Source organism: Gilliamella sp. B3817 (assembly GCF_026536705.1).
In the GTDB taxonomy this organism is placed as follows: domain Bacteria; phylum Pseudomonadota; class Gammaproteobacteria; order Enterobacterales; family Orbaceae; genus Gilliamella; species Gilliamella apicola_I.
The window spans coordinates 24924-46110 of sequence record NZ_JAFNNV010000003.1; the positions used below are offsets into that span (position 1 = coordinate 24924).

The 21187-nt window shown below is 36.4% G+C and carries 20 protein-coding genes; 12 read left to right on the top strand and 8 right to left on the bottom strand.

Features of this window, described 5'->3' with window-relative positions; all coding sequences use genetic code 11:
* The first annotated feature begins 2 nt into the window (after positions 1–2).
* The 9 genes from mrdB (at position 3) to ispC (ending at position 9340) form a co-directional block, all read left to right on the top strand.
* Complete coding sequence (gene mrdB, locus J3U36_RS05050; protein ID WP_267351159.1) at positions 3–1109, top strand: peptidoglycan glycosyltransferase MrdB; 1107 nt, start codon at positions 3–5, stop codon at positions 1107–1109.
* 14 nt (positions 1110–1123) lie between these two features.
* Positions 1124–2305: a serine hydrolase gene (locus J3U36_RS05055; protein ID WP_267379494.1), complete on the top strand. Its 1182-nt coding sequence runs from the start codon at positions 1124–1126 to the stop codon at positions 2303–2305.
* A gap of 589 nt (positions 2306–2894) precedes the next feature.
* Positions 2895–3632, top strand: coding sequence for a 30S ribosomal protein S2 (gene rpsB / locus J3U36_RS05060; RefSeq protein ID WP_065558472.1), 738 nt, complete (start codon positions 2895–2897; stop codon positions 3630–3632).
* An 88-nt stretch (positions 3633–3720) separates the two neighbouring features.
* Complete coding sequence (tsf, locus tag J3U36_RS05065) at positions 3721–4581, top strand: translation elongation factor Ts (protein ID WP_220216239.1); 861 nt, start codon at positions 3721–3723, stop codon at positions 4579–4581.
* Between the two features lie 120 nt (positions 4582–4701).
* The gene (pyrH, locus tag J3U36_RS05070) at positions 4702–5436 is read left to right on the top strand and encodes a UMP kinase (protein ID WP_065633747.1); all 735 of its coding nucleotides are present in this window, start codon (positions 4702–4704) and stop codon (positions 5434–5436) included.
* Between the two features lie 29 nt (positions 5437–5465).
* Positions 5466–6023, top strand: coding sequence for a ribosome recycling factor (gene frr / locus J3U36_RS05075; protein WP_065558475.1), 558 nt, complete (start codon positions 5466–5468; stop codon positions 6021–6023).
* A 651-nt stretch (positions 6024–6674) separates the two neighbouring features.
* Entirely contained in the window at positions 6675–7340 is a 666-nt protein-coding gene (gene deoC, locus J3U36_RS05080) for a deoxyribose-phosphate aldolase (protein WP_220216240.1), read from the top strand.
* Positions 7341–7394: 54 nt separating this feature from the next.
* Entirely contained in the window at positions 7395–8156 is a 762-nt protein-coding gene (deoR, locus tag J3U36_RS05085; RefSeq protein ID WP_267379499.1) for a DNA-binding transcriptional repressor DeoR, read from the top strand.
* Positions 8157–8158: 2 nt separating this feature from the next.
* The gene (gene ispC / locus J3U36_RS05090; protein WP_267379502.1) at positions 8159–9340 is read left to right on the top strand and encodes a 1-deoxy-D-xylulose-5-phosphate reductoisomerase; all 1182 of its coding nucleotides are present in this window, start codon (positions 8159–8161) and stop codon (positions 9338–9340) included.
* On the opposite strand, the gene J3U36_RS05095 is transcribed toward ispC, so the two are convergent.
* Both J3U36_RS05095 and J3U36_RS05100 read right to left on the bottom strand, forming a co-directional pair.
* Positions 9337–9888 (bottom strand): sugar O-acetyltransferase, encoded by a 552-nt coding sequence (locus J3U36_RS05095; protein ID WP_267359013.1) that lies wholly within the window; start codon positions 9886–9888, stop codon positions 9337–9339. The two genes, ispC and J3U36_RS05095, sit on opposite strands and share 4 nt — an antisense overlap.
* 4 nt (positions 9889–9892) lie before the next feature.
* Complete coding sequence (locus tag J3U36_RS05100; RefSeq protein ID WP_267350181.1) at positions 9893–10852, bottom strand: aminoimidazole riboside kinase; 960 nt, start codon at positions 10850–10852, stop codon at positions 9893–9895.
* Positions 10853–11136: 284 nt separating this feature from the next.
* Between J3U36_RS05100 and J3U36_RS05105 the strand changes: the two genes are divergently transcribed.
* Positions 11137–12609 (top strand): glycoside hydrolase family 32 protein, encoded by a 1473-nt coding sequence (locus J3U36_RS05105; RefSeq protein WP_267379506.1) that lies wholly within the window; start codon positions 11137–11139, stop codon positions 12607–12609.
* Positions 12610–12651: 42 nt separating this feature from the next.
* On the opposite strand, the gene J3U36_RS05110 is transcribed toward J3U36_RS05105, so the two are convergent.
* Complete coding sequence (locus tag J3U36_RS05110; protein ID WP_267379509.1) at positions 12652–13656, bottom strand: LacI family DNA-binding transcriptional regulator; 1005 nt, start codon at positions 13654–13656, stop codon at positions 12652–12654.
* A gap of 201 nt (positions 13657–13857) precedes the next feature.
* Between J3U36_RS05110 and J3U36_RS05115 the strand changes: the two genes are divergently transcribed.
* The gene (locus J3U36_RS05115) at positions 13858–15126 is read left to right on the top strand and encodes an oligosaccharide MFS transporter (protein WP_267379512.1); all 1269 of its coding nucleotides are present in this window, start codon (positions 13858–13860) and stop codon (positions 15124–15126) included.
* Positions 15127–15294: 168 nt separating this feature from the next.
* Positions 15295–16107: a serine O-acetyltransferase gene (gene cysE / locus J3U36_RS05120; protein WP_363317352.1), complete on the top strand. Its 813-nt coding sequence runs from the start codon at positions 15295–15297 to the stop codon at positions 16105–16107.
* A 16-nt stretch (positions 16108–16123) separates the two neighbouring features.
* Here cysE and J3U36_RS05125 read toward each other — a convergent pair whose 3' ends face one another.
* The 5 genes from J3U36_RS05125 to recN are packed head-to-tail and all read right to left on the bottom strand — an operon-like array spanning position 16124 to position 20987.
* Positions 16124–16960: a mechanosensitive ion channel domain-containing protein gene (locus J3U36_RS05125; RefSeq protein ID WP_267379516.1), complete on the bottom strand. Its 837-nt coding sequence runs from the start codon at positions 16958–16960 to the stop codon at positions 16124–16126.
* 54 nt (positions 16961–17014) lie between these two features.
* The gene (gene slmA / locus J3U36_RS05130; protein WP_065558483.1) at positions 17015–17608 is read right to left on the bottom strand and encodes a nucleoid occlusion factor SlmA; all 594 of its coding nucleotides are present in this window, start codon (positions 17606–17608) and stop codon (positions 17015–17017) included.
* Positions 17605–18063, bottom strand: a complete 459-nt coding sequence (gene dut / locus J3U36_RS05135; RefSeq protein WP_065558484.1) for a dUTP diphosphatase — start codon at positions 18061–18063, stop codon at positions 17605–17607. Before dut ends, slmA begins: the two co-directional genes overlap by 4 nt.
* Positions 18047–19273: a bifunctional phosphopantothenoylcysteine decarboxylase/phosphopantothenate--cysteine ligase CoaBC gene (coaBC, locus tag J3U36_RS05140; RefSeq protein WP_267379520.1), complete on the bottom strand. Its 1227-nt coding sequence runs from the start codon at positions 19271–19273 to the stop codon at positions 18047–18049. Before coaBC ends, dut begins: the two co-directional genes overlap by 17 nt.
* A gap of 52 nt (positions 19274–19325) precedes the next feature.
* Positions 19326–20987 (bottom strand): DNA repair protein RecN, encoded by a 1662-nt coding sequence (gene recN, locus J3U36_RS05145; RefSeq protein ID WP_267379523.1) that lies wholly within the window; start codon positions 20985–20987, stop codon positions 19326–19328.
* Positions 20988–21187 lie beyond the last annotated feature (200 nt).

Sequence of the window (21187 nt, forward strand, 5' to 3'; positions counted from 1 at the left end):
TTATGAATAACATCAAAAAATCTTTTTGGCAAAAGATACATATTGATCCCCTTTTTTTTCTATTTATAACGCTACTACTCTGTTATAGCTTATATATACTTTGGAGTGCGAGTGGGCAAAATATCGATATGATACAAAAGCGAGTGATACAAATACTCCTTGGTTTTTTTATCATGATATTTTTAGCTCAATTTTCACCTCGAACCTATGAAAAATGGGCTCCCTATCTTTATATTTTTTGTATTATCATTTTACTGTTTGTTGATATTTTTGGTTACACCAGTAAAGGCGCACAAAGATGGTTAGACTTAGGTGTATTGCGATTTCAACCATCAGAAATTGCAAAAATAGCCGTGCCATTAATGGTTGCTAAATTTATTCATCGTGATGGCTGTCCTCCACCTTTAAAAACCACATTACAAACCTTGGCTATTATTGGTGTGCCAACTTTACTTGTTGCAATGCAACCGGATTTAGGTACAGCTATATTAATTGTCATGTCAGGAATATTTATTATCTTTTTGGCTGGTATTGATTGGCGATTTATCATTGTTGCTGTCATCTTAATTGCTGCTTTTTTACCTATCATGTGGTTCTTTTTAATGCATGATTATCAACGTGAACGGGTGTTAACACTTTTTAATCCTGAGCGAGATCCAAATGGTACGGGTTATCATATTATTCAATCTAAAACTGCCATTGGTTCTGGAGGGATATGGGGTAAAGGATGGCTTGAAGGCACGCAATCACAATTAGAATTCCTACCAGAAAGACATACTGACTTTATTTTTTCTGTAATTGCAGAAGAATTTGGTTTTATTGGTACTATCGTTCTGTTAATTCTTTTTTTATGTTTAATTGTTCGTGGGTTAATTATTGCATCACAAGCACAAACGACATTTGGTCGGATATTATCTGGTGGTCTGATTTTAGTCTTCTTTGTCTACGTGTTCATTAATATCGGTATGGTCAGTGGAATCTTACCGGTAGTTGGTGTACCATTACCTTTAATAAGTTACGGTGGCTCATCATTAGTCGTTTTAATGGCATGTTTTGGCATTATGATGTCTATTCACACACATCGATATATGTTATCTAAAAATATTTAACGGAATTCAAATAAATGAAAAAGAAATTTAAATTATCTTTTGCTATCTTGATGCTGTCAATTTGCACATCAGCATCTGCTGATATGCCTTTTCCTATTCCAGCTATTCCCCAATTAAATGCTGAATCTTATATTTTAATGGATGCCAAATCAGGCGAAATTTTAGCGGAATATAACGCTGAACAACAACGTGATCCAGCCAGTCTTACCAAAATGATGACCAGCTATGTAGTTGGTCAAGCTTTACACTCAGGTCGAATTAAAAATGATGATATGGTTGTAGTCAGTAAAGATGCATGGGCAACGGGTAACCCTGTATTAAAAGGATCATCATTAATGTTTTTGGAAGTGGGTAAAACCGTTTCTGTTTCGGATCTTAACAAAGGTATCATCATTCAATCAGGTAACGACGCTTGTATTGCAATGGCTGAACATATCGCAGGTAGCCAAGGTGCTTTTGTTAATTTAATGAATGACTATGCCAAAAAAATAGGTTTGGAACATACCCATTTTGAAACCGTACATGGACTTGATGCGCCAGGACAATATACCACAGCCAAAGATATGGTGTTATTAGGCCGCGCATTGATTCGTGATTTACCTGATGAATATGCGATTTATAAAGAAAAAGAATTTACTTATAATCTCTCTAAACCGCAATTAAATCGTAATGGCTTACTATGGGATACTACATTAAATGTAGACGGAATCAAAACAGGTCATACCCAAGCAGCCGGTTACAACTTAGTTGCCTCTGCTGTCGAGGGTAATACACGTTTAATATCGGCAGTATTAGGCGGACGAACCTATAAAGGTCGGGAAGAAGAAAGCAAAAAATTATTAGTTTGGGGCTTTCGATTCTTCGAAACGGCTAACCCTATAAAAGCGAATATGCCTTTATTTACTGAATCCATTTGGTATGGAGATGAAAATAAAATCCAACTAGGTTCAATAGACGGTGCTTATGTTACTGTACCAAAAGGTCGTTCAGCTGATCTACAAATAAAATATGTCATTGATAACTATATTTATGCACCGATAATGAAAGGAAGAACAGTAGGTAAAATACAATTTTTATTAGATGGCAAAGTGATTAATGAACAACCATTAGTAGCACTGCAAAATGTTGCAGAAACTGGGTTCTTTGGATCAGTTTGGGATTGGATTTGTCTGAAGTTCACTCAATTATTCAACTAAATTTTATTAAACCATTTGATAAGTAAAAACTTATTGAATGGTTTTTTTACATTATAAAACATTCCTTTTGGAATATCTTTAATTTTGTTAGTGATAACAATCACTTTTTAAATTGTTATTTTAAAATTTAATACTATTTAAGGTATAGAGACATAAATTAGAAAGTTAATGAATGTCTAAATACCTAAGTTAATGATAGTAACAAACCTAATCTTTAACGATTAAAAACATCACATTAATAAAGCCAATGTTTTTATTTCTTGATGGAAAAAATACTTAAAAACCTCATAAAATTTGCCCAATTTTTTACATTTTCAATATGACTTTTTTAAAGTACAACATTATTCTTTCCATATTATAAAAAATAACGCTAGTAAATTTTATCTAAATATGGTATAAAACGCGCGCTACTTTTCACATTCATTTTTCAAAAAAATCGTTGTGAAAGTCAGCACAAATTTTAAACTTTAATTAACGTTATAACACACACATATCATTACTCTTTTCCGGGGTGCCTTTTGTTTTATGCAATAAGGTCGGTTAAAGCGGATATGTGGAGGCATAACCCCAACGTCAAAATGAGGAAATCATGACTACAGTATCAATGCGCGATATGTTACAAGCAGGTGTACACTTTGGACACCAAACCCGTTATTGGAACCCAAAAATGAAACCATTTATTTTTGGTGCGCGTAACAAAGTTCACATTATCAACCTTGAAAAAACAGTACCAATGTTTAACGAAGCGTTAGCTGAATTAAACAAAGTGGCTGCACGTAAAGGTAAAATTTTATTTGTTGGTACAAAACGAGCAGCAAGCGAAGCGATTAAACAAGCCGCTGAAAGCTGTGGACAATACTACGTTAATCACCGTTGGTTAGGTGGTATGTTGACTAACTGGAAAACAGTACGTCAATCAATCAAACGTCTTAAAGATTTAGAAACACAAGCTAGTGATGGTACATTTGACAAATTAACCAAAAAAGAAGCACTAATGCGTGCTCGTGAAATGGCTAAATTAGAAAATAGCTTGGGTGGAATTAAAAATATGGGTGGCTTACCCGATGTGATTTTTGTTATTGGCGCAGACCATGAACATATCGCTATCAAAGAAGCTAACAATTTAGGTATTCCAGTCGTTGCTGTTGTTGATACCAACTCAGATCCAGATGGTATTGATTACATCGTTCCAGGTAATGATGACGCAATTCGTGCAATTCAATTATATGCAAATGCAGTTGCGGAAGCCGTTCGTGCTGGTCGTGAACAAAATCAATCTCCAGTATCTGAAGAAAGCTTTGTTGAAGAAGCTCCAGCAGCAGAGTAATAAACTCAAATATTTTCAGGGTCGATAATATAAATAATCGACCCATTCTAATGAAAATCATCACAATGGTTAAATAGAGGATTTAAAAATGGCTGAAGTTACCGCTTCTATGGTAAAAGAACTGCGTGAAAGAACTGGCGCAGGTATGATGGAATGTAAAAAAGCATTAGTTGAAGCAAATGGTGATATCGAAGTTGCTATCGACAATATGCGTAAATCAGGTCAAGCAAAAGCGGCTAAAAAAGCAGGTCGTGTAGCGGCTGAAGGTGTGATTATTTCTAAGATTTCTGCGGATAAAAAATCGGGTGTAATTTTAGAAATCAACTGCGAAACAGACTTTGTTGCTAAAGATGCAGGTTTCTTAGAGTTTAGCGAAAAAGTTGCTACTGCAGCATTGAACGATAGCATTACTGATCTTGCTGCGTTACAAGCAAAATTTGAAGAAGAACGTACAGCACTAGTTGCAAAAATCGGTGAAAACATCGGTATTCGTCGTATTCAACAAATTTCAGGTGATGTAGTTGGTAGTTACCAACATGGTGCACGTATCGGTGTATTAGTTGCTGCAAACAGTGGTTGTGATGAAGAATTAGTTAAACATATTGCAATGCACATTGCTGCAAGCAAACCAGAATATGTTAGCCCAAGCGATGTTCCAGCTGATGTTGTTGAACATGAGCGCAATATTCAAATCGAAATTGCAATGCAATCAGGTAAACCACGTGAAATCGCTGAAAAAATGGTTGAAGGCCGTATGCGTAAATTTACTGGTGAAGTTTCACTTACTGGTCAACCATTTGTTATGGATCCAAGTAAGACTGTTGGTGATTTACTGGCTGAGAAAAAAGCGACTGTTGCTTCTTTCATCCGTTTTGAAGTGGGTGAAGGCATTGAAAAAGTGGAAGTTGATTTTGCAGCAGAAGTTGCTGCGATGTCGAAACAATCTTAATTGTTTCGTAACAAACCGCCGTCAAGGCGGTTTTGTTTATCTACAAATTTTTTTAAATTATTGCTAGCTAGCCATTTTTAGCTTGTCAGGTAATTAAATAACGAAATAGTGAGACTTCATATGGTAACCCCTTTCTATAAACGTATTCTTCTTAAACTCAGTGGTGAAGCACTACAAGGCGATGAAGGTTTTGGTATTGATCCCACCGTTCTTGACCGCATGGCGCAAGAAATTAAAGAACTTATTGAAATGAATGTTCAAGTTGCTGTTGTTATTGGGGGCGGTAATCTATTTCGTGGAGCAGGTCTTGCAAAAGCCGGTATGAATCGTGTTGTTGGCGATCATATGGGGATGCTAGCAACAGTAATGAATGGTCTTGCAATGCGTGATGCGTTGCATCGAATTGAGGTTAATGCGCGTTTAATGTCAGCTATTCCACTTAATGGAGTATGTGACGATTATCGCTGGACAGAAGCAATTAGCTTGCTTCGTCATGGTAAAGTGGTTATTCTTTCAGCAGGAACAGGTAATCCTTTTTTTACAACTGACTCAGCAGCGTGTTTACGTGGTATCGAAATTGAAGCAGATGTGGTGTTAAAAGCAACAAAAGTTGATGGTGTTTATTCGGCTGATCCTGTTAAAGATCCAAATGCAACACTTTATAAAACATTAAATTATGAAAAAGTGCTTGATGATGAATTAAAAGTAATGGATTTAGCTGCGTTTACGTTAGCACGTGATCATAACCTGCCGATTTGTGTCTTTAACATGAATAAACCAGGTGCATTACGTCGAGTGATTTTAGGTGAACCCGAAGGGACATTAATTAATAATCAGGCAACAGTAAGCTGTTAGTCTTATTTATTCAATATAAGGTTTTTATTATGCTAAATGAGATTCAAAAAGAAGCGCAAGTGCGCATGGAAAAAAGTATAGATGCGTTTCAAACTCATATTTCTAAGATTAGAACAGGACGGGCATCGCCAAACTTATTAGACGGTATTATGGTTGAATACTATGGTAGCCCAACGCCGCTTCGTCAATTAGCAAATGTGGTGGCTGAAGATGCAAGAACATTGGCTATCACCGTATTTGATAAATCATTAACACCAATGATTGAAAAAGCAATTTTATCTTCTGATTTAGGGCTCAATCCAGCGTCGGCAGGTACGGTTATTCGAGTACCATTGCCACCACTAACAGAAGAACGTCGTCGTGATTTAACGAAAATTGTTCGTAACGAAGCAGAACAAGGTCGTGTGTCAATTCGTAATATTCGTCGTGATGCGAATGATCAAGTCAAAGCATTATTAAAAGATAAGCAAATATCAGAAGATGATGAACGTAAATCACAAGATTTTATTCAAAAAGCAACTGACGCAGCCATTAAAAAATTAGATGCTGTACTTGTTGATAAAGAAAAAGAGTTAATGGAATTTTAATTCTTTGTTTGAAAAGCTTAGTTGATTTAACTAGGCTTTTTTTATTTTATTTATATCATTAGCTTTTAAAGTTTTGATTTGCATTTAGTGAATAATGCTTAAATATTCTAAATCAATGGGTATTGTTAGAGTGCGCATTACTTACCCAATTTCTTACCTATCCTATCAACTTGTTAAAAATTAGTGTTACTACGCCTGTTAAATTTTTTAGGCAATAAAATTGCATTCATTGTATTAGACGGCAATCGGGCAGTATCCAGATTTGTATTATGAGCAATTTGTTAATTTTTTTTCTGGTCAGTTTGAAAACAAAGTAATTACTGCTGATGAACTTTACTTTAAGATTATTAACCTGTTGGAAACTACTGAAGTGTTAACCACTGTATTTTAATTGCTAACAAAATATTGGAATGCATTTGAAAAATACCTGTCAATAATGCTATGGAGAAATCACGATTCATTAAAGCTGGGTCTTTATTAAATAATTTTTCTGTTTAAATTGTCTGTAGTTAGCACAGAGTTTTGTTTTTAATTATCATAATTTAAGTATATAATGTTAGGATAATAACATCTATAGTCATATAATGTTATTATCCTAACATTACTAACAATATTTACTAGATATCATTAACAATAATTAAAGGACATTTTATGGGTTATGCAAAGTATATTGATCATACTTTACTCGCAATGAATGCGACTGAAGATCAAATACGTAAATTATGCGAAGAAGCTAAGCAGTACCATTTTTATTCTGTATGTGTTAATTCAGGTTATGTTCCTTTAGTCGCTAGCTTATTAAAAGGTAGTGATGTAAAGGTTTGTTCGGTTGTTGGTTTTCCGCTTGGTGCGATGTTAACATCGGCTAAAGCATTTGAAACCGAAATGGCTGTCAAATCAGGTGCTGAAGAAATCGATATGGTTATCAATGTCGGTTGGCTAAAAAGCAATGATTGGGAAGCAGTGAAAAAGGATATTGAAGCTGTTTTTAAAGCATGCGGTGCAGTTCCGTTAAAAGTCATTTTAGAAACTTGCTTGTTAACCAAAGAAGAAATTGTGAAAGTTTGTGCTATTTGCAAGGAAATTGGTGTTGCTTTTGTAAAAACATCGACTGGTTTTAGTGTATCTGGTGCGACGGTTGAAGATGTAAAATTGATGCGTGAAACAGTCGGTGATAAAATGGGTGTTAAAGCATCAGGTGGCATTAGAGATCGTCAAACGGCTGAAAAAATGGTTTATGCTGGTGCAAATCGATTAGGCGCTAGCGCGGGTATTGCGATTGTATCAGGCGATAAAACTTCCTCTAGCGGTTATTAATTCATCCTTCATAAGCTACTGATACAGTAGCTTATGGCTATAGATGGAATAGCAATGGAAACACAACCCAAAAAAAGAGTCAATGCACTTATTGAACAATTAAAAATAATCGATAAAATTCATTTAAAACAAGCAGCACAAATGCTTGGTGTTTCTGAAATGACAATTCGTCGTGATCTTAATAATCACTCCTCATGTTTGGCTGTTTTAGGCGGTTATGTGGTTAATCAGGCACGTCATACCATATCGCAATATTTTGTGTCTGATCAGCAAGATAAGCAAGTAATTGAAAAACGTTATATTGGTAAGTTGGTTAGTCAATTTGTTGATGAAAACGATACAATTTTTTTTGATTGTGGTACGACTATGCAATTTATCATTGATGAAATTAGTGATGATATTTCTTTCACTGCCATCTGCTACTCGCTCAATTCCTTTCTGGCATTACAAAAAAAGCCAAAGTGTAAAATCATTTTATGTGGTGGGCATTATCAACTTAATAATGCAATTTTTACCAGTATTTGTTCAAATAATCAGCTCGATGTTATTTGTCCAAATAAAGCCTTTATTTCGGCAGCGGGTATCGATTTAACTCAAGGTACCACTTGTTACCATTTTGATGAGTTAAATATGAAACATAAAGCCATGAAAAAATCTAATCAAAATATATTAATTGTCGATCACACTAAGTTTAACCAAGTTAAGCCAGCTTTTATTTGTAACCTTGATGAATTTAATTTGGTAATGACAGATAAAGTACCTGATTTAGAATATGTTTCATATTTTAAAGAAAATAACATTGGTTTAATTTATTAATTATGAAAAACATCGCAATTTTAGGTTCAACAGGATCAATAGGCTGTAGCACTTTGGCGGTCATTCGGCAAAATCCAACATTATTTAATGCTTATGTGCTAGTGGGTGGCAGTAATGTAAAAAAAATGACTGAACAATGCCAAGAATTTAAACCCCATTATGTGGCAATGGCAAGTGAACAAGCTGCACAACAGCTTAAAGCAAATCTTGTTGATCTAAAATTGGATATTGAAGTATTAAGTGGTGAACAAGCTATTTGTGATTTAGCACAGTTGCCCGAAGTTCACCAAGTCATGGCTGCCATTGTGGGCGCAGCAGGATTAAAACCGACGCTTGCTGCAATTGAAAAAGGAAAACGTATTTTACTGGCTAACAAAGAGTCTTTGGTTACTTGTGGACATCTGTTTATGCAAGCCGTAAAGCAATATGGCGCTGAACTGTTACCGGTTGATAGTGAACATAATGCGATTTTTCAAAGTCTGCCTACCGCCGTTCAGCATGATCTCGGGTTTGCTAATTTGGTTGATCATGGTGTGACCAAAATTGTGTTAACCGGCTCTGGGGGGCCTTTTCGAGATTGGGCAGTCAATCAATTATCTTCGGTGTCACCTGCACAAGCGATTGCTCATCCTAATTGGTCAATGGGAAAAAAGATTTCCGTTGATTCCGCTACGATGATGAATAAAGGTTTAGAATATATTGAAGCACGTTGGTTATTTAATGCCAGTGCGGAGCAAATGGAAATCATTGTCCATCCACAATCAATTATTCATTCAATGGTTCGTTATCAAGATGGCAGTGTTATTGCTCAATTAGGTGTGCCTGATATGCGGACACCGATCGCTTATTCTATGTCTTATCCATTACGTATCACATCTGGTGTGCCTGATTTAGATTTTACTCAGATGTCATCACTGACGTTTAATACACCTGATTTTAATCGTTATCCTTGCTTAAAATTAGCCATTGAGGCTTCTTGTCGAGGGCAAGCTGCAACCACGACCCTTAATGCGGCCAACGAAGTGGCGGTTGAAGCATTTTTGCAAAATAAAATTGGTTTTATGGATATTGCCAAACACGTATCGGCAACATTAGATAAACTTGTTTTACCTGAACCAACCACTATTGAGGACGTTGTGGCTATCGATACATGGGCTAGAGCACAGTCAGTTAAGGTGAATTAAAGCGTTTTATACTCTCGACAGGGTGCGCCCATGGCGACCACATTTGAAGGGATATCACGATCAACAATGCTTCCGGCTGCGATAACGGTATTATCACCGATAGTTACATTTGGCAGTATAATTACATTACCGCCAATCCAAACGTTGTGACCAATAGTAATTGGTTTTGCAAACTCAAGACCACGGCATCGTGTTTGGCTATCCAGTGGATGCCCTGAAGTGTAAAAGCCGCAATTAGGTGCAACAAGCACATTATCACCAAATGTAATTTTAGCCGCATCAAGCATGATGCAATTAAAATTGGCGAAAAAGTTTTCACCAATTTCAATATTATAACCGTAATCACATTGGAATCCCGGCATTATCGTAAACTGCTCTCCTGTTTTTCCCAGTAGCGTTTGAAACAGCTGATATCGCTGTTTTTCGGCAAGGGGGGATAATTGATTGATTTGAAAGCAGAGATCTTGAGCATAAAGCCGATCGTTAGCCAGTAAATGGATACCAGGATCATACAATAACCCAGCTAACATTTTTTCTTTTTCTGTCATTGCATTACGCCATTTGTTTAGCGGTTAATGCGGGATTATCGCTAATAAATGATTGTAAAAATGCGCTGTCCGGCAGTGCCGTTAAAGCTCCTTTTTGAGTTGTGGCTAAAGCACCACAGGCACTGGCAATGGTCATCATGCTTTCTAGCATGAGTTTATCTTCTGGCATTCCCGATGACGCAATGCTACTTAACAAACCTGCGACAAAAGCATCGCCAGCCCCTGTTGTGTCAACACTATTCACATGGTAGGAATCAAACGAAAAGGTTTTACCTTGCCATACGACAATACTGCCATCTCGACCTTTGGTCACCAATTTTAGTGGAGCATTATAGTGCTGCTGAAGTTTATTTAATGCTTCATGCCAATCTTGACTTTCTGTCAACCAAAACAGCTCTTCATCAGACAGTTTAAGAATATCTGCATCGTGACAAAACTGCGTAATAATGGTGCGCATTTCGTCTTTATCTTTCCACATTTGCTCCCGTAAATTAATGTCAAAACTAATTAACCCATTTTTAGCGGTCAGATCTTCAATAGCGGTTTTAAGTGTTTGTCGACAAGTTTGTCCAACTAATGCCAAAGAACAAAAATGTAAAATGTCTTGATTAAAATGGGGTATTGCTTGTTTTGAAAGGAATTGATCGGCTGACGGCGAGACTAAAAAAGTAAAGCTGCGTTCGCCGTTTTTACCTAAATCGACAACGACAGTACTGGTTCGATGAAGATCATCTTTTTCAAGGCTTTGGCAGTCAACATGATATTCTTTGAATGTTTTTTCCATAAAGTGACCAAACGGATCATTACCGACGCGGCCGATAAACGCCGAAGGAAGACCTAACTTAGCCACGCCAATAGCAACATTTGCAGGTGCACCCCCTGCACAAGCTTGATAATTCATTTCGCCAAATGGCAATAAATCAATAACCGCATCGCCAAGAGACCAGACTTTAGTATTATTCATTTGATTACTCGATAAAATATATGGTTAATAGGGTTTAAGGTCTGTAAATAGGTTGACGATATTTCTTATTGATATCGTCTGCTACATACAGATTAAACCAAGTTTAATAATTAGTCATTCGCCATAGACTAAATCATTTCAAAAAAAATTCATTGTTAACGTTAAAAATGTGTGACTTTCATCACATATTTTATCGCTTAATTTATCTATAGTTAACGTTAACAATTAAATTAATATACCATATAATCAGATAAATCTGATATCGGATGAACAAAGGGGATTTTATGTCTACTGCTATTGATAAAGCAAATCAAGCTGTTTTGCAATTAGAAACGATCATGAATAAACAGTATTACCCACATTTTCATTTAGCACCACAATCGGGATGGATGAACGATCCAAATGGTTTGATTTACTTTAAAGGGCAGTATCATGCCTTTTATCAACATCATCCTTATGATGAAAACTGGGGACCGATGCATTGGGGGCACGCTGTTAGTGATGATTTAGTGACATGGCGAAGATTACCCATAGCCATTGCACCCGATCAAGAGTTTGATAAAAGTGGCTGTTTTTCCGGTTCGGCAGTCGAAAAAGATGGCGAATTATATTTAATTTATACGGGGCATATTTGGTTAAATGGTCAAGGTAACGATGAGCAAATTCGGCAAACCCAATGCCTTGCTATCAGTAAAGACGGTATTCATTTTGAAAAACAGGGAACGATTTTAACGCCAGAAGATGGCATCATGCATTTTCGCGATCCTAAGGTTTGGCAACAAGATGGGATATGGTGGATGGTTGTCGGCCAGCGAGATCGCAACGATGTGGGCAAAGTTTTACTGTATCGCTCACAAGATCTTAAAAAATGGCAATTTGATCATGTTGTGATAAGTGATATCGATCCTGATGTTTATATGCTTGAATGCCCTGATTTTTTTCCGTTAGGTGACAAATGGATTTTAATGTTTTCTCCGCAAGGTATGAAAGCTAAAGGTTACCAATATCGTAATCGGTTTCAATCAGGTTATATTGTTGGTGATTGGCAACCAGGACAAAAATTTTCTGTTATTAAATCTTTTCAAGAAATGGATTTTGGTCATGATTTTTATGCCCCTCAATCGTTTCTTGCAGCAGATGGACGCCGAATTATTTTTGCTTGGATGGATATGTGGGAATCAGTCATGCCGAGCAAAAAAGATAAATGGATGGGGGCATTTACCTTACCCCGTGAATTGATCTTAGATGCAGACAATAATGTTCGCAACAGACCGATTAAAGAACTTGAAGTATTACGTGAAAAACCTCAATCATTAACCAATATATTGTTGAGTAGTGAATTGAAAAATACGTCGATTGAATCAATTAGTTGTGAACTTAATGTCGAAATTGATCTCTCTGAAAGTAATGCAGAACGTTTTGGCTTGCAACTGGCAGCAACTGAAGATGGTAAACAAGCAACGTTGTTATTTATTGATTTACAATCTAATCGCATTGTACTTGATAGAAGTCTTTCTGGTTTAGAGCTTAAAGGTTACCGTAGTGTACCATTACCAAAAACCGATAAGTTAAGCTTACATATTTATGTTGATGCATCATCCGTAGAAGTTTTTGTGAATAAGGATTTATATAGCTTGTCTAGCCGTATTTACCCTAAATTACCTGCGACAAGAAAGGTGAATTTATTTGCAGAAAATGGGCAGGCTAAAATCATTAAATTAGAAAGCTGGCAATTAAAATCAATCTATCAATCATGAGTCATTAACCCACCATCTCGTCTGGTGGGTTTGTCACTGTGTCTATAAAGATTGGCGTTGTAAAAATGCTGAAGCAACTTGTGTTACTGTTTTTTGGGTTTGACCTGTGATGATATGTAAAGCTGCTTGTTCGCCTATTTCATAATGGGGAAGCTGTACCGTCGTTAAAGGGGGATAAAAAAGCTCGCCAGTACCCACCATATTATCATAGCCTAAAATAGCAACATCGTTAGGAATATGGAAACCATTACTTAATAAATATTGATAAGCAACAAAAGCGATCCGATCATTACCACAAATTAATACATCAAATTCAGGTTTTCTAACACAGTGGTGTTTTAATATTTCAACTGTCATCATATATTCTTGCGCAAGATTACCTTGAGATGTGGATGTATGATAACTAATTAGGTCATCTAAATTTTTACCTGCATCAAGCCAAGCTTGTTCTGCTGCCTGACGTCTAATGCTACCGGCTAAAGTATGTTCGGATAAATAGATACAAAGCGGTTTTTGATAACCTTTATTAATGACTTGCTGCATTGCTTGGTATTGACCAGAGTAGTCATCAGGAATATAACAAGCTAATTGTTCGGAATCACTAATACAGTTGGCGAGCACCACATTTTTACCAAGTAATCTTTCAGGAAGCTCAACTTTTCTTAGTCCCATGGTGGTGTAAATAATGCCATTAGGGCGATAAGACAATAGCGTGTTAATGGCATGATTCGCGTCTTTATCGTCAAATAAATTGACAATAAACGTATTCCAGCCATGTTGCTGGGCTGTTCGTTCAATAGCTTGTAGCAGTTCAACTGAAAACGGTGTCGTGGCGGTTTCTAATGCTAAGACACCGATAGCATGTGGACCAGAATGATCACCACGTATTTTTCGTGCAGATAAATCGGGAACATAATTGAGTTGTTCAATTGCTTTTTTTACCCGTTTATATGTTTCTTTATTTAATTTTTCAGGATTATTGATTGCACGCGAAACAGTCATCAATGAAACCGATGCTAACTTTGCGACATCCTTAAGTGAAGCCATAGTTAAATCCTTTTGCTCAGCATTAAAAAGGTGAATAATTAGTAATTACTTAATGTGATGATACCACAAATAAAAATGATAAAAAGTGTGAGGAATGTAACATTTATGATATCTGATTCTATCTATTTAGTTTCATTTATGACAATAATGTTAACATTAACATGTTAACGTTAAACTTCCATAATATAAGAGTACTAAAATATGAAAACGATAGAAACGGTAGAAAATAAAAATTATTGGTTCTCATCAGGTTATCTTATAACCTTTTATGCAGCATGGTCTCTTTGGTGGTCTTTTTACGCCATATGGCTTAAAAGTACAATTGGATTATCGGGCGAGCAGTTAGGAATTGTTTACGCAGCCAACTCTGCCGCCGCTATGTTTTTTATGATCTTTTATGGCATTATTCAAGATAAATTACAAATCGGTAAAGCAGTTATTACGTTTCAAAGTATTATGATGTTGCTGATTGGTCCATTTATGATTTATGTCTATGAACCATTATTAAGACACGATTTTATTCTTGGTGCTTGCATTGGTGCGCCGGTATTAAGCGCTGGGTTTATCTCTGGATGTGCTTTAGTTGATTCTTTTATTGAGCGAATAAGTCGATTATTTGGTTTTGAATTTGGTCCTGCTCGTTTTTGGGGATCATTTGGTTATGCCGCAGCAACCTTTGTTGCCGGTATTTTATTTGGTATAAACCCGCATATTAACTTTTGGATGGCATCGGCTGTTGCCGCAATCTTTTTTACCATTAATATCCTATTTAAACCTAAACATTATTCGGAGTCCTCATCGGGAAATGATAAAAATCTTGTTGTTGAAAAAACATCAACTATTCCAACGATGAGTGAAATAGTGTCCTTATTTGGCATGAAAAAGTTTTGGTTATTTGTTTTCTTTATTATTGGAACCAATAGTTTTTATACCATTTACGATCAGCAATTATTTCCTAATTTCTATACCACTTTTTTTACTCAACAAGAATGGGGTTACAAAGTATATGGTTATTTGAACTCTTTCCAAGTTTTTTTAGAAGCTATCTGTATGATTTTAGCCCCATACATTATTTATAAAATTGGCGCTAAAAGAGCGTTATTAGTGGCGGCGTTAGTGATGATTTGCCGAATTGCATTATCAGCAACATTAGATAATGTGTATTTGATTTCATTAGTGAAACTTTTTCATGCTATTGAAACCCCGTTATTTATTTTAGCCGTATTTAAATATGTTGTTGCGAATTTTGATGAAAGATTGTCTTCGACATTATATTTAGTTGGCTTTAATATCTCATCAAATATTGGGGTTATTGTGCTTTCATGGTTAGTCGGAAAACTATTTGATACTACCGGATATTCAACCACATTTTATGCCCTTGCCGGTATTGTTCTATTGATTTTGGTCATTGCTATATTCACCTTGTGTGATGAAAAAAAAGCTAAGCTGAAATCTTCATTATCATCGTAAAAATCGTCAAAAAAATGGAAGCAGATTGTTTCCATTTTGCTATTTAAATGATGATAATAAAATACAACACTTGCTTACTTGATAAGTTTGCGAAACAATGTTGACTATTGTGATTAATATTTATAGGTCGTCATTGTGAACATTACGAAAAAAGTGGTTGAAGCAGATATGTTATGGCACACCATTCGGCAGGAAGCTTCTCAATTAGTTGAAAGTGAGCCAATGTTAGCGAGTTATTTCCATGCAACTTTACTCAATCATAAAAACTTGGGTAGTGCATTAAGTTATATTTTAGCGAATAAACTTGTTACCCAAGTAATGCCGGCAATTGAAATTCGTGAAATTGCCAGGCAAGCTTATGAGGCAGATACCACGATTATTCAATCAGCCGTGACAGATATCTTAGCGGTTTATGTCCGCGATCCAGCAACAAACTACTATTCGACCCCGTTACTTTATTACAAAGGCTTTTTATCGTTACAGGCTTATCGAATTGCCCATTGGCTTTGGAAACAAGATCGTAAGTCGCTGGCTATTTTTTTACAAAGTCAAATCGCCATTGTTTTTGGTGTTGATATTCATCCAGCAGCCCAAATTGGCTGTGGTGTAATGTTTGACCATGCAACCGGTATTGTAATTGGTGAAACGGTCGTTATTGAAAATGATGTATCGATTTTGCAATCTGTGACCTTAGGTGGTACAGGTAAAGAAAATGGTGATCGGCATCCTAAAATTCGTGAAGGGGTAATGATAGGGGCTCACTCTACGATATTAGGCAATATTGAAATCGGAAAAGGGGCAAAAATTGGTGCTGGTTCGGTCGTGTTAGAGCCTGTTCCTGAGCATACAACGGTTGCTGGTGTGCCAGCGAAAGTGGTTGGATGTCCTGACTGTGAAAAACCAGCCTTAAATATGAATCAGGATATTTTATATGAAAAAGAGGTTGTTTCAATTTCCGTCGACGTTGATCGACGGAAGTAAAAACACAACTCACTCATTAGTGGTTGGCGGTGACATTGACATCCATTGTTGGATAAGGAATATTAATATTATTCTCAGTTAATGCGTTTTTGATATTTTCGAGTAACTCTGCTTTTAAAGCGCCATAATTTTCGTTTAGTGTCCAAACTAAAACATTAAAATTCATTGATGATGCATCAAGTACATCTAAACGAATAATTGGTTTTTTAGTGGTTAATATATTGCTGGTTTGATTAACCGCTTGATTAAGTACCTGATAAACTTTCTGGATATCGGAGTTATAACCAACATTAATCACTAGATCTAAACGTCTTTCAGGTAAACGACTATAATTAATAATATTGGCACTTACCACTTGCCCATTCGGGATGACAACCACTTCATTAGTCGGTGTGACAATTGAGGTTGAGAAAATTTGAATTGAATCAATTACTCCTCTTTGATTGTTAATCACCACTGTCTCGCCGACTTTAAACGGACGGAAAATGATCAAAATTACTCCGGCAGCGAAATTCGATAATGAACCTTGTAATGCTAAACCGACCGCTAAACCGGCAGCACCAATGACAGCAACAATTGATGCAGTTTGTACACCTAATTGCCCTAATACGGCAACTAATGTCATTATGATAATGGCGTAATAAGATAAAGCACTAACAAATTTTACAACGGTAGGATCAACTTGGCGAATGGTTAATATGCGTTTTAGCTGACGGCTAATGAACTTGGCAATAATTCGACCAATGATAAAAATGATAATAGCAAAGCAGAAATGAAGAATATAACCAATTACTACGCCGTCATATTTATCAATAAGTGTGACTATCTGCTTTAAAATATTTTCAAAATCCATATATTATCCTCAATAAAGATTATAGAGCAGTTAGTTAAAGATTATTTTATATGTTTAAATTAATTGTTTCGCTAATAACGCCCAACGTGTATCAAAATTGGTGGTTGGTAAATATTTAAAGCCGGAACGAGAATAGCGAACCATCATCCCTTCACAAAAAGCTAATAATTGGCTGGATAAAATTCGTTCATCGGTGGTAAATGCAACGCCTTCACGAATTTTTCGTTCACGTAATACTTGCTTAATTTGAGTTTCAATTCGTTCAAACAGCTGACTAATACGTTCTTGAAGTTGCTCTTGTTCAAACATTAAGGCATGCCCAGTCATGATTCTGGTTAATCCGGGATTTTTTTCAGAAAAACCCAATATTAATGCGAGAATTAACTGTAAACGGACAAAGGTATTTAGCTCATCTTGCATAATGACATTAATGCGAGAAAGTAAAATATCTTCAATGTAGACAATTAAACTTTCAAACATTTTAGTTTTACTCGGAAAATGTCGATAAAGTGCAGCTTCTGATACACCAACACTTGCTGCTAACTTTGCTGTAGTAATGCGTTGGGTACCTTCATTAGATTCAAGCATGGTGGCTAAAGCTTGCAGTATATCTTCTTTCCTATTTTTATTTTTGCTGCTCACAATCATTTTTTACCCGAATGCCCAAATCCACCTTCGCCGCGCGCTGACGCTGTAAATTCATCAACAATATTAAATTCTGCTTGTATGACAGGAACAATAATTAACTGGGCAATGCGATCACCTGCTTCAATCACAAATGGAGTTTGACTACGGTTCCATACCGGTACAAATAACTGACCTTGGTAATCTGAATCGATGAGACCCACTAAATTACCAAGTACAATCCCATTTTTAGATCCTAACCCTGATCGAGGTAAAACTAATGCCGCTAAAGTCGGATCTGCAATATGCATGGATAAACCTGTTGGCGTTAAAATGGTTTCACCGGGTTTTATCTCGGTTGTTTTATCAAACATTGCTCGTAGATCAATGCCAGCCGATCCTTCGGTTGCATAGGTTGGAAGCGGAAAATCATTACCTAAACGTTTATCTAATATTTTAATATCAATTTTTCTTTTCATCATGACTCGCTTTATATCGTGTTATAACAACTTCAAGTAACTGTGTTGCTAATTGTTGTTTACTACTTAATGGTAATGTTTGTTCACCATTTTGCCAATAAAGTGTTAATGCATTTTGCTCAGAATTAAAGCCAATTTTTTTATCAGAAACATCATTAGCGCAAATCAAATCTAGGTTTTTAGCCGTTAATTTTTTTAAGGCATAATTTTTAACATTTTCAGTTTCAGCCGCAAAACCAACCACAAAAGGGCGTTGTTCTTTTAACGCTGCAATATGCGCAATAATGTCAGGATTTTTGACTAACTTAATCATTAATTCATTACTATTATCTGCCTTTTTAATTTTATTTTCGGCGATAGTTTCAGCTCGATAGTCGGCAACGGCGGCACACCCAATAAAAATAGAGGATTGTTTAGCAAATTTTAACGCTTCGTAATACATCTCATTTGCACTTTTTACATCAATTCGATTCACATTTTTAGGCGTATCTAAATTTACCGGACCACTTATTAGGGTTACCTTTGCACCCATTTCGGCGGCTACTTTAGCAATAGCAAATCCCATCTTTCCTGAACTATAGTTACTAATATATCGAACAGGATCTAACTCTTCAATCGTTGGGCCAGCCGTGATGGTTAGCGATATGCCTGATAATGCAGATGAAGTTGAAAAACAACGTTCAATTTGATCGACAATTGCTTGAGGTTCAACCATTCGTCCTGGGCCGTAATCACCGCAAGCTTGAAAACCATCGTCGGGACCTAAAATGAATGTATTTCGGTTACTTAGTACAGATAGATTATGTTGGGTTGCTGCTGCTTTATACATCTGTTGATTCATGGCTGGTGCTAACGCAATATTTGCTGATGTTGCTAAACAAACCGTTGATAACAGGTCATCGGCAATGCCATTGGCTATTTTAGCAATAATATTCGCTGTTGCAGGGGCGATTAATACTAAATCCGCCCATTTTGCCAGTTCAATATGGCTCATAGAGAGTTCAGCAGAAGGATCAAATAAATCAGTTGAAACAGGATTACCTGAAACGGCTTGTAACGTCATTGTTGTGACAAAATGGCTAGCCGAGTCAGTGACGATTACTCTTACGTCCGCTCCCGCTTTTTTTAAATGGCGAACAAGATCAGGGCATTTATAAGCAGCTATGCCTCCTGTAATTCCTAATAAAATATGTTTACCAGAAAGATTCATGATCAAGTTTCCTTCACCTTCAAATCAAAATCACTATATTACCACAATTCATTTAGATAATAAGTAACTCTTTCGCATTGGCTAACGTTGCATCAGTAATTTTATCTCCGCCTAAAAGTCGGGCTAATTCATTTAAACGTCCATTATTGTCTAATTTTTGCATATCAGTTGATGTCTGTTTGCTGTTAGTTTGCTTACTGACAAAGTAGTGTTGATTAGCTTGTCCCGCAACTTGTGGTAAGTGAGTAACGGTAATAACTTGGGTAGATTGTCCAAGCTGTCTTAATAATTGCCCAACTTTAGAAGCTGTAGGGCCGCTAATGCCTACATCGATTTCATCAAATATCAATGCCGGTGTATCCATTTTTTGAGCCGTCAAAACCTGTATTGCTAGCGCAATACGTGATAATTCACCGCCAGATGCCACTTTGGCAAGGGGCAAGGCATGCTGTCCGACATTGGTGGTAACTAAAAAAGTAACTTGATCGGCGCCGTCTTCATTTAAACGCGTTTCATCAAAGGTTATATCAATGCTAAATTGTCCATTAGGCATAGATAATTCATGCATAATAGCCGTGACTTTTTTAGCTAATGCTTTACTGCTCGTTAAGCGTTTTTGATGTAATTTTTGGGCAATTTCAAGTGCAAATTGATGATATTTGGTAATATCTGCCTTTAGTTGTTCACTTTGTTCATCTTGTTGATTAATCTGTTTGAATTCGGTAAGCAAATTCTGATGCAATTCAGGAAGTGCCTCTGGTGCAACATGGTGTTTACGGGCAAGCGCTATTTGCTTTGATAGCCGTTGTTCAAGTTGCATGACACGCGCTGGATCAAGCTCTAAACTTTCGCTGTAATGGCGCAGTTCATAACTGGCTTCTTTGATCTGGATAGCGGCTTCTTCCAGCATGTTAAACACGTTACTTAAATTTGGATCGAGTTCGGATAACTCCTGCACACTGTTTTTAACACTACCAAGTAGATTACTGACATTGTATTCATCAGCTTCATCTAAAAGCATCACCGATTGTTGGCTAAGCTGAATTAACTGTTCACTATTCGATAAACGTTTGTATTCTTCATCAATTTGTTGGTATTCCCCTTCAATAGGTGAAAATTCATTTAGCTCTTTAAGTTGATATTGTAATAACTGAACATGTGCTTCTCGTTCTTGTCGTGATGCTTGATACTGTTCATAAGTCTGGCGTGCTACTTTCCATTGCTTATAAGCTTGTTGCATTTGATTGAGCAGTGATGGCTCATTCATATAATGATTAAGTAATAACTGCTGATATTCACCTCGTAAAAGACGTTGGGGTTCATGTTGTCCATGAATTTGGATTAACATTTGCCCTAAATCTTTGAGTTGGGATATGGGCACAGCACGACCATTAATAAAGGCTTTTGAACGTCCATCTTGATTGATAACTCGTCGTAATATACATTCATTACCTTCGTCTAGCTGATTTTCGGTTAGCCAAGAAAAGGCGGCTGGTGTGTCATCAAGCACAAAGCAGGCTGAAATATCGACACGTTCAGCACCTAAACGGATAGATGAAGCATCGGAACGATTGCCTAAACAGAGCCCTAAAGCATCGATCGCGATCGATTTCCCTGCTCCGGTTTCACCGGTTATAGCAGTCATCCCGGTTGTAAAGTCAACTAACAGGTGATCGACGATAGCAAAATTATTGATAGTAAGTTGAGTTATCATAAAAAATTAATCAGTAAGGCTAGTGATAATATGAGCAGTATAGCAACAAAAACACTGTAAATAAATACAGTTTAATGGTGTTTTGTGAGAAAACTCGTGTTTATTGATGATTTGAATATCCACTGTTATTTGTTTTTTATAAAAGTTAAATAACGAAAATCCCGTGAATTTACGATGAAATATGAAAAAATTGAATATTT